This is a genomic window from Nostoc sp., assembly GCF_036917415.1.
Taxonomy (GTDB): Bacteria; Cyanobacteriota; Cyanobacteriia; order Cyanobacteriales; family Nostocaceae; genus Nostoc.
In genome coordinates this window covers 56,112-64,231 of the sequence record NZ_JBALDJ010000053.1, presented here as the reverse complement: position 1 = coordinate 64,231, position 8,120 = coordinate 56,112, and the positions used below count along the sequence as shown (strand labels likewise).

Sequence of the window (8,120 nt, the reverse complement as noted above, 5' to 3'; positions counted from 1 at the left end):
GGACAGTCGCAAAGTTTGTTCGTATCGCATTGGCGCAACAAATTTATGTCAAAACCTCCTACCTTACCATAAAATTATTCTGCAAGAGGTCTATTAATTACCGAAATATTTTAACGTAGGCTAACGGTGACAGAAATTGAAGTCACTGTTGAAGACCCACGAATAAGGAGTTAGGTTTATATTTATATATATGCTGAATTAAATTACTTAGTTATTCGATATTTTAATCAATCAGAAAGCAATATTTTTTAAAATCGATAATTTTGCCAAAAATCAGACATCAGTTAAACTCTAATGTCAATAAGATAGACAATTAACCAACTAATATCAATAAAATTTACTTAAACTAAAGATACAATTGGAAAGTTAAGAAGTTGACCAGTTACAAGATATACAAAATATGCTGGAATTATACCAATGGGAACTCTCTCAATACTCAGAGAAAGTGCGCCTAATTTTAGATTTTAAAGGACTAAATTACCGTAAAATAGAGGTGACGCCTGGGATTGGACAGGTAGAACTGTTCCGGTTGACTGGTCAAAAACAAGTGCCAGTATTAAAGGATCGTAATAAATATATTGCGGATTCTACGGAGATAGCTAAGTATTTAGACTTAGAGTATCCCGATCGCCCGATAATCCCGCAAGATCCTAAACAACGGGGTTTAACTTTATTAATAGAAGAATGGGCGGATGAGTCCATAGGCATTAAAGGTCGCAAAGCACTATTTGCTGCCATAAGTCAAGATCAAAATTTCCGTAAGTCTTTATTACCCACCTCAACACCAGATATATTTAAAAGTCTGGTTCAAGGAGTTCCTAGTGACTTACTGACAGTGTTGGGTTTTGGCGTCGGTTACAGCCCAGATGTGATAAAGTCAGCGATCGCATCTCTAAAACAAGACTTGGAAGCCTTGACGTTATTATTGGCAGATAGTCCCTATTTAACAGGAGATGAGCCAACTTTAGCTGACTTAGCAGTGGCTGGTTTATCGATATTACTCAAGTTTCCTTCTGGCCCCTATCTGGATTTACCAGCTTCTATCAGAGGTAAAGGATTGCCAATCTTTGCCGAGAATATAGATTATGAACCATTCTTCACCTGGCGCGATCGCCTTTACGCCCAATTCCGCATACCGTTAATTAGTACCACTCCACCAACAGGAAGTGCGCCAACTTCGATTCAGATTGATTAGATAATAGGGCATGGGAAATTGGGCATGGGGCATAGGGGATGAGAAGAAAAACAAATGACCAATGACCAATGACCAATGACAAATGACAAATGACAAATGACTAATCAGATGAATTCGGCACAGCCATTAGGTTCGGTCATTCAAGGTTCTCTAACTGAAGGTTTAGAAGTACGATTGCATCCTGACATTTCTGTGGAAGATATGCGGGTGGGTAAATTTCTTGTTGTGCAAGGGATGCGATCGCGTTTTTTTTGTATGCTGACAGATGTAGCATTGGGAGCTGCTAATGCGCGAATTATTGCTAATCCCCCCAATTGGGAAGACACTTTTTTACGAGATGTTTTAGCCGGAAGTGGCACTTACGGTACTATCAACCTCGCGCCGATGTTGATGTTCACTCCCGAAACTGAAGAATCTTTCTCTCCAACAAATGGCAAATCAGCAAATCCTTTCCTCCCATCGGTGACGGGTTTGGCTTCATTTGTGCCACAAACCAGCACGACGATGGAATTGTTGCCGGTTAAAACTATTCCTAGCCACTTTAGTCAAGTTTACGAAGCAAGTGTTGACGATTTTCGCCGAGTCTTTGGTTGGGAAGATGACCCCCAAAGGCGCAACTTTTCTATCGGTAAACCATTGGATATGGATGTGCCGGTTTGTATCGATTTGAATCGCTTCGTGGAACGGAGTAATGGGGTATTTGGGAAATCTGGTACTGGTAAATCTTTTCTAACGCGGCTACTTTTAGCTGGCGTTATCCGTAAAAATGCGGCAGTAAACTTGATTTTTGATATGCACTCTGAGTATGGCTGGGAAGCCGTCGCAGAAGGTAAAAATGTCAATACCGTTAAAGGATTAAAGCAACTTTTTCCTAGTAAAGTGGAAGTCTACACCCTCGACCCGGAATCAACAAAGCGCCGGGGCGTGCGTGATGCTCAAGAACTTTATTTGAGCTACGAGCAAATAGAAGTTGAAGATATTAAGTTATGTAGCCGAGATTTAGGACTCTCTGACGCAGCCTTAGATAACGCCAATATTCTGTATAGCGAATTTGGCAAGTCTTGGATTGTCCAGTTGCTGAATATGACTAACGAAGAAATCGAGATGTTCTGCGACGAGAAGCGCGGACATAAAGGCTCGATTATGGCATTGCAGCGCAAACTCTTGCGGATGGATAGCTTGAAGTATATGCGAGCAGTTTGTCCCCAGAATTACATTAGTAAAATTGTGCAATGCCTGGAATCTGGGAAGAATGTTGTGATAGAATTTGGTTCCCAGTCTAATATGCTCTCTTATATGTTGGTGACGAATATGATCACCCGACGTATCCACGAGCATTACGTCAAAAAAGCAGACAAATTCCTGCAAAGCAAAAATCCAAGCGATCGCCCAACCCCATTGATGATTACCATTGAAGAGGCGCACCGTTTCCTTGACCCGGCAGTTGTACAAAGTACTATCTTTGGGACTATTGCCCGCGAACTGCGAAAATATTTTGTCACACTTTTGGTAGTCGATCAACGTCCATCAGGCATAGATAATGAAGTTATGTCGCAAATTGGGACTCGCATTACCGCTTTGCTGAATGATGAAAAAGATATTGACGCGATTTTTACAGGGGTATCTGGTGGTAGTGGACTGCGATCGGTGTTGGCAAAGCTAGACTCGAAGCAACAAGCTTTAATATTGGGTCATGCCGTTCCTATGCCCGTAGTAGTCCGTACCCGTCCTTACGACGCAACTTTTTATGCCGAAATTGGTGAACCAGCCTGGGAAGAAAAACCTGACGCAGAAGTATTCGCTGCTGCGGAACTAGCCAAAGCTGACCTTGGATTTTAGATTGTCATTTGTCATTTGTCAGTTGTCCTACCCTGCGGGAAGCCGCTAGCGCGTCTATGTCCTTTGCAAATGACCAATACTTTTCTAGGAGACGCTGTGCCAACGACTATGCTCAGTACAAATGACTAATGACTAATGACCAATGACCAATGACCAATGACCAATTCGTGACATCCCTCCATTATCACAGCAAATTAAGTTCGGTTATCCCGCTAGTTTTGGCAACAGAAGAGGGGTTTTTGGCGTCACTATAGATGTAGTAAGTAATTTAAGGGACTTTAAAATTTTTTTATATAACGGCTGCTTTTAAATTATAATGATAGGTTTTATCTTAAGATAGTTTACTATTTGCCTGATTTATCGTATCATAAGTTAAGTAGAACTCATACCGACTTCGATTTTGCCAATCGGTGTCAGTAACTGTCTAAGAGAAGGATTCTCACAAATAACCAGCGTGCTTATAAAAGATTGAAAATTTAGGGAAGGTAGGGGAACCTATCATTGGGAGCTTACCGTCTTAACAACGGCTGTATCAATTAATTGTTTTTGGTCGCTCCCAAGATTTCGAGATAGATGTACTACTTTTCCCATCCATTTTAGTAATAAAACATACATTATCTTTACGAAGTAGAGGACATCGCACCAATGCCTACTGTCAATACCCAAACAGAAAACCTTAACACCAAATTCACGGCTGATATGGTGCGAACCTATCTGCGAGAAATTGGTCGTGTACCACTGCTAACCCGCGAACAAGAAATTGTTTTTGGGAAGCAAGTGCAACAAATGATGACGCTCATTGATGCCAAGGAAGTTTTGGCCAAGAAGTTGCAACGGGAACCAGATATGTCAGAGTGGGCTGACTACGTTCAACAATCGGAAACCGATGTGCAACAAACGGTGGCGCAAGGTAAGCGGGCAAAACAAAAAATGATCGAAGCGAATTTGCGCTTGGTCGTCGCTATTGCCAAAAAATACCAAAAGCGAAATATGGAGTTTCTGGATTTAATCCAGGAGGGAACGCTAGGATTAGAGCGGGGTGTGGAGAAATTTGACCCAATGAGGGGTTACAAGTTCTCAACTTACGCTTACTGGTGGATTCGCCAAGCAATTACTCGTGCGATCGCTCAACAAGGTCGTACTATTCGCTTACCAATCCATATTACCGAGAAACTGAACAAAATCAAAAAAGTGCAGCGCGAGTTGGCTCAAACCTTGGGGCGATCGCCGACTCCGGCTGAAATTGCCAAAGAACTGGAACTAGAACCGACTCAGATTCGCGAGTATCTGAATATGGCTCGTCAACCAGTGTCTTTGGATGTGCGAGTTGGTGAGAACCAAGATACTGAGTTGCAAGAAATGCTCGAAGATGATGGGCCATCGCCAGAGTATTACACCAACCAGGAATTCTTACGCCAGGACTTGAACAACCTGCTAGCAGAACTAACCCCGCAACAGCGAGAAGTTGTAGCTTTACGCTTTGGTTTAGAAGATGGTAATGAAATGTCATTGGCAAAAGTGGGTGAGAGATTGAATCTCAGCCGCGAACGCGTTCGTCAGTTAGAGCATCAAGCTTTGGCTCATCTGCGTCGCCGTCGTGCCAATGTCAAAGAATACGTTGCTAGCTAAAACAAGAGACGCGGATTTTCGCGTCTCTACACCACCTTGGTGATGCGCCTTCTGAATTCAGGGGGCGATTTTTTTATGCTGAAAACCAGAAAAATGTGTGCTTGCTTCCCCGTAGGCAAATTTTTTATCTAAATAGAATTCAGAAGTCAGAATTCAGTATGAATTCTGTACGACTGGCAGATGAATAAGTAGGTTTACAGCTATTTTCAGGTAAATAGACCACGCGGTAGGGGCACAGCAATGCTCATTGGTGTCAACTTAACGCTAAACCCGCTTGGTGAAAACATTTTGCCCTCACCCCCAGCCCCTCTCCCAAGAGAGAGGGGAGCTAGACATTCAATTCCCCTTCTCCCAAGGGAGAAGCAGGGTGGTTTCATACAAGCAAAGAAAAATTAAAACTGGGTTTCAAAGCCTCTCCCCCCGTGGGGAGAGGAATGGAAGTGAGGGAAAAAGCCATGCCACTTTCACGAGAAATCAAGACTTATGTATTTTTCTTTTTTCGTATGAAACTACCCTGCCTTCTCCCAAGGGAGAAGGGGTTAGGGGATGAGGGCGTGAGGGATTTACAAAACGCCTGTCTGATATAGTTTTCGGCTGAAGTTGACACGTATGAGCAATGCTGTGCCCTTACGACAGATGTGGTTCAAATACATGAAAACTGCTGTAAGACAAGAGCTAAATTTTCAATAAGCGCAGTCTATAATTAGTGGCGGGTCTGAATCCCCAACTAATTAATTCTGACTCCTGAATTCAGAATAGCTGAATTCTTCTTCAACAGTTTAAAGGTCAAAAGGCTTTGAATTTGAAACCCCCATTCCTTACTAGGGAATGGGGGTTAGGAAGGTTAGGTTTCTGTAGTAGGACTAGACAAAGCTAAAATAATAGCTGGTTAACTGTATATCAGTCCGATCTTGAACTACTCCTAACAAGTCACCATCATTCTGATATATGAGTGTATCAAGGTCACTAGTTCCCTCATAATCTGCAGTACCAAGATAAAAAGAACTTGCACTTCCTTTCAATTGGATATAGTCATTCGCAGGATTGTAGTCTTGTATCGTAGCGTAGCCACCTCCCTGATAATAGTTTCCATCATAGGATGTACCTAAAATAAACCTATCGTAGCCATCGCCACCATTTAAGACATCATATTCATAACTGTTGTAGGCAGTTGAGTTAGAACCGTATAAAGTATCGCTACCACCTCCGCCATATAAGGTGTCACTACCAGAGTCTCCATATAAGACGTCGTTACCTGTCCAACCATTTAGGTAGTCATCGCCACTATATCCATAGAGGTAATCGTCGTTAGTATTGCCATAGATGGTATCATTTCCCTCATAAGCATAAGCAAAAACACTGTCTGAACCCGTGTAGTTTAGATAATCATTTCCACTTGTGCCGTAATAGTAATAAGCCATGTCTTTGCCTTCAATAATTTGGTTACATTGTCGATCGCTGTGATCTTAGATAAATTCTAAAGGGCTAGTATCAAGTTTGTCGGTCGGAAAAGGTCGGGAAAAAGTCGGGTTCTTTTTCGTAGATTTACGTAAACTTTTGACAAAAAATCAAGTTAATAGTGTGAAGATTGTAGTGAGCCTGTATTACTACCGAAATAAATGACGGTTGAAGAAGCGATCGCAATAGTCGAGCAATTATTGGAACGAGGATGCTTAACGAAAGCGCAAGAGATTGTATTTCGCTACGCTTGGGAAGGGAAAACTTATCTAGAAATGGCGCGAGCAGTCACTTATGACCCCGGTCACATCAAAGACGTTGGCTCAGAATTATGGCGATCGCTCTCTCAAGCTTTGGGCGAAAAAGTTACCAAAAACAACCTGCAAGGAGTGCTGAAGAGAACCGCACAGCGACAACACTTTCAACCCTTTACGAACTATACAAATTGGGGGGAAGCAATCGACGTTTCCCAGTTCTATGGACGTACTACAGAATTAGAAACCCTCAGCCAATGGATTGTGAGAGATCGCGCTCGTCTAGTCACACTATTAGGTATGGGTGGTATGGGCAAAACCGCGCTCTCGGTGAAGTTAGCAGAACAATTGCAGGGAGAATTTGAATATGTGATTTGGCGATCGCTCCGACACGCACCTTTTTTTCACGACAAGGTGACGGAGTGCATCAAAATCCTTTCTCATCAACAAGTTACCATATTGCCTGCTTCCCCCCATGAGCAAATTACTTGTTTAATCGATTATCTCCGCAAATATCGATGTTTGCTGATTCTGGATAATTTCGACACATTATTGCAGCAAGGTAAAGGGACAGGCTGTTACCGTGAGGGCTACGAACCCTACGGCGAACTTCTGTGGCGATTAGGAGAAACTGGGCATCAAAGCTGTGTCCTGCTTACCAGTCGGGAAAAACCGACTGAAGTCGCTGCCTTGGAAGGTGATGGTTTGCCAGTCCGTACCCTTGCTTTATCAGGATTAGAAGTCGCAGCTGGGCAAACAATTCTGAAACTCAAAGGGCTATCAGGCTCCGAGGACGAAACCCGCCAACTGGTTGAGTGTTACGGTGGTAATCCCCTAGCTTTGAAAATTGCCGCCACTTCCATTCGGGACTTACATGAAGGTAACATCGCCTGCTTCTTTGCCGAAGGCACAACCGTATTTCAGGGCATTGGCAATCTTCTAGAACAACAATTCAAAAGACTCTCCACGTCTGAGCAGCTAGTGATGTATTGGCTGGCAATTAATCGGGGCAAGCTTTCCTCGACAGAATTGCAAACAGCTTTCACACTAATATTGCCTAAGCCTAAGTTAATGTCAGTCCTCGAATCTTTACGCTGGCGTAGCTTGATAGAAAGCAATACTGGAGGATTCACACAGCAACCTGTAGTGATGGAATATGTGACAAAGTGCTTGATTGAGCAAGTCTGCGAGGAAATCGTAACAGAATCACCGCAATATCTGCTGACTTATGCTTCGATGCAAGCCCACGCAAAAGACTACATCCACAATAGTCAAATTCATCTGATTGTAAGACCTATCCTAAATCAACTACGAATAACCCTTGGCTCTGCCGATCGGCTTGAGGATAAACTTGGCAGACTAGTTAGAAAGCTCCAAAATGAAAAACCCCATCCACAAGGGGATGAAGTTTTTAGGCATGGGGAATGGGATAAGGAGATAAGAGGGTGCAAGAACAAGGCAGACTCAAACCATGTTTGGGCAGTTGCGGTGCAGTCCAGATTGTCAACAAACGTTGAGACCAGCCCGCACTTATGAAGGTATGATTATTACTAGGGTGACAGGGTTGACTGAAGCAGAGGTAGTAACTTTAAAAACTTTAGGAGTGCTAGAAGTAGATTGATACAGCAGTTTGCAAATAAATGAGGTACACAACTGGAGAATTAAATATAGAAATTCTTCTTTTCCCTCCTGCCCCCTGCCTCCTGCTTCCTGCCTCAAAACCATTTACTCTGTACCTCATGCAA

Annotated in this window: 5 protein-coding genes; 4 read left to right on the top strand and 1 reads right to left on the bottom strand. The window is 42.8% G+C overall.

Annotated features, from left to right (window positions below; genetic code table 11):
- The first annotated feature begins 400 nt into the window (after positions 1-400).
- The 3 genes from V7K41_RS10185 to V7K41_RS10175 all read left to right on the top strand — a co-directional run bounded on the left by V7K41_RS10185 (position 401) and on the right by V7K41_RS10175 (position 4,663).
- The gene (locus V7K41_RS10185) at positions 401-1,195 is read left to right on the top strand and encodes a glutathione S-transferase (RefSeq protein WP_334847735.1); all 795 of its coding nucleotides are present in this window, start codon (positions 401-403) and stop codon (positions 1,193-1,195) included.
- Positions 1,196-1,303: 108 nt separating this feature from the next.
- Complete coding sequence (locus V7K41_RS10180; RefSeq protein WP_334847739.1) at positions 1,304-3,034, top strand: ATP-binding protein; 1,731 nt, start codon at positions 1,304-1,306, stop codon at positions 3,032-3,034.
- Positions 3,035-3,679: 645 nt separating this feature from the next.
- A complete protein-coding gene (locus tag V7K41_RS10175) occupies positions 3,680-4,663 on the top strand; it encodes an RNA polymerase sigma factor, RpoD/SigA family (protein WP_334847733.1) in 984 nt (327 codons plus the stop codon).
- An 863-nt stretch (positions 4,664-5,526) separates the two neighbouring features.
- Here V7K41_RS10175 and V7K41_RS10170 read toward each other — a convergent pair.
- Positions 5,527-6,084 (bottom strand): calcium-binding protein, encoded by a 558-nt coding sequence (locus tag V7K41_RS10170; protein ID WP_334847731.1) that lies wholly within the window; start codon positions 6,082-6,084, stop codon positions 5,527-5,529.
- 198 nt (positions 6,085-6,282) lie between these two features.
- On the opposite strand from V7K41_RS10170, the gene V7K41_RS10165 reads away from it, so the two are divergent.
- On the top strand, positions 6,283-7,911 hold the full coding sequence (locus V7K41_RS10165; protein WP_334847729.1) for an NB-ARC domain-containing protein: 1,629 nt from the start codon (positions 6,283-6,285) through the stop codon (positions 7,909-7,911).
- Positions 7,912-8,120: the final 209 nt, after the last annotated feature.

What these genes read in the sequence shown, in the direction of transcription:
- V7K41_RS10185 (WP_334847735.1), top strand. Translation starts at nt 401, where the DNA reads ATGCTGGAATTATACCAATGGGAACTCTCTCAATACTCAGAGAAAGTG.
- V7K41_RS10180 (WP_334847739.1), top strand. Translation starts at nt 1,304, where the DNA reads ATGAATTCGGCACAGCCATTAGGTTCGGTCATTCAAGGTTCTCTAACT.
- V7K41_RS10165 (WP_334847729.1), top strand. Translation starts at nt 6,283, where the DNA reads ATGACGGTTGAAGAAGCGATCGCAATAGTCGAGCAATTATTGGAACGA.
- V7K41_RS10175 (WP_334847733.1), top strand. Translation starts at nt 3,680, where the DNA reads ATGCCTACTGTCAATACCCAAACAGAAAACCTTAACACCAAATTCACG.
- V7K41_RS10170 (WP_334847731.1), bottom strand. Translation starts at nt 6,084, where the DNA reads ATGGCTTATTACTATTACGGCACAAGTGGAAATGATTATCTAAACTAC.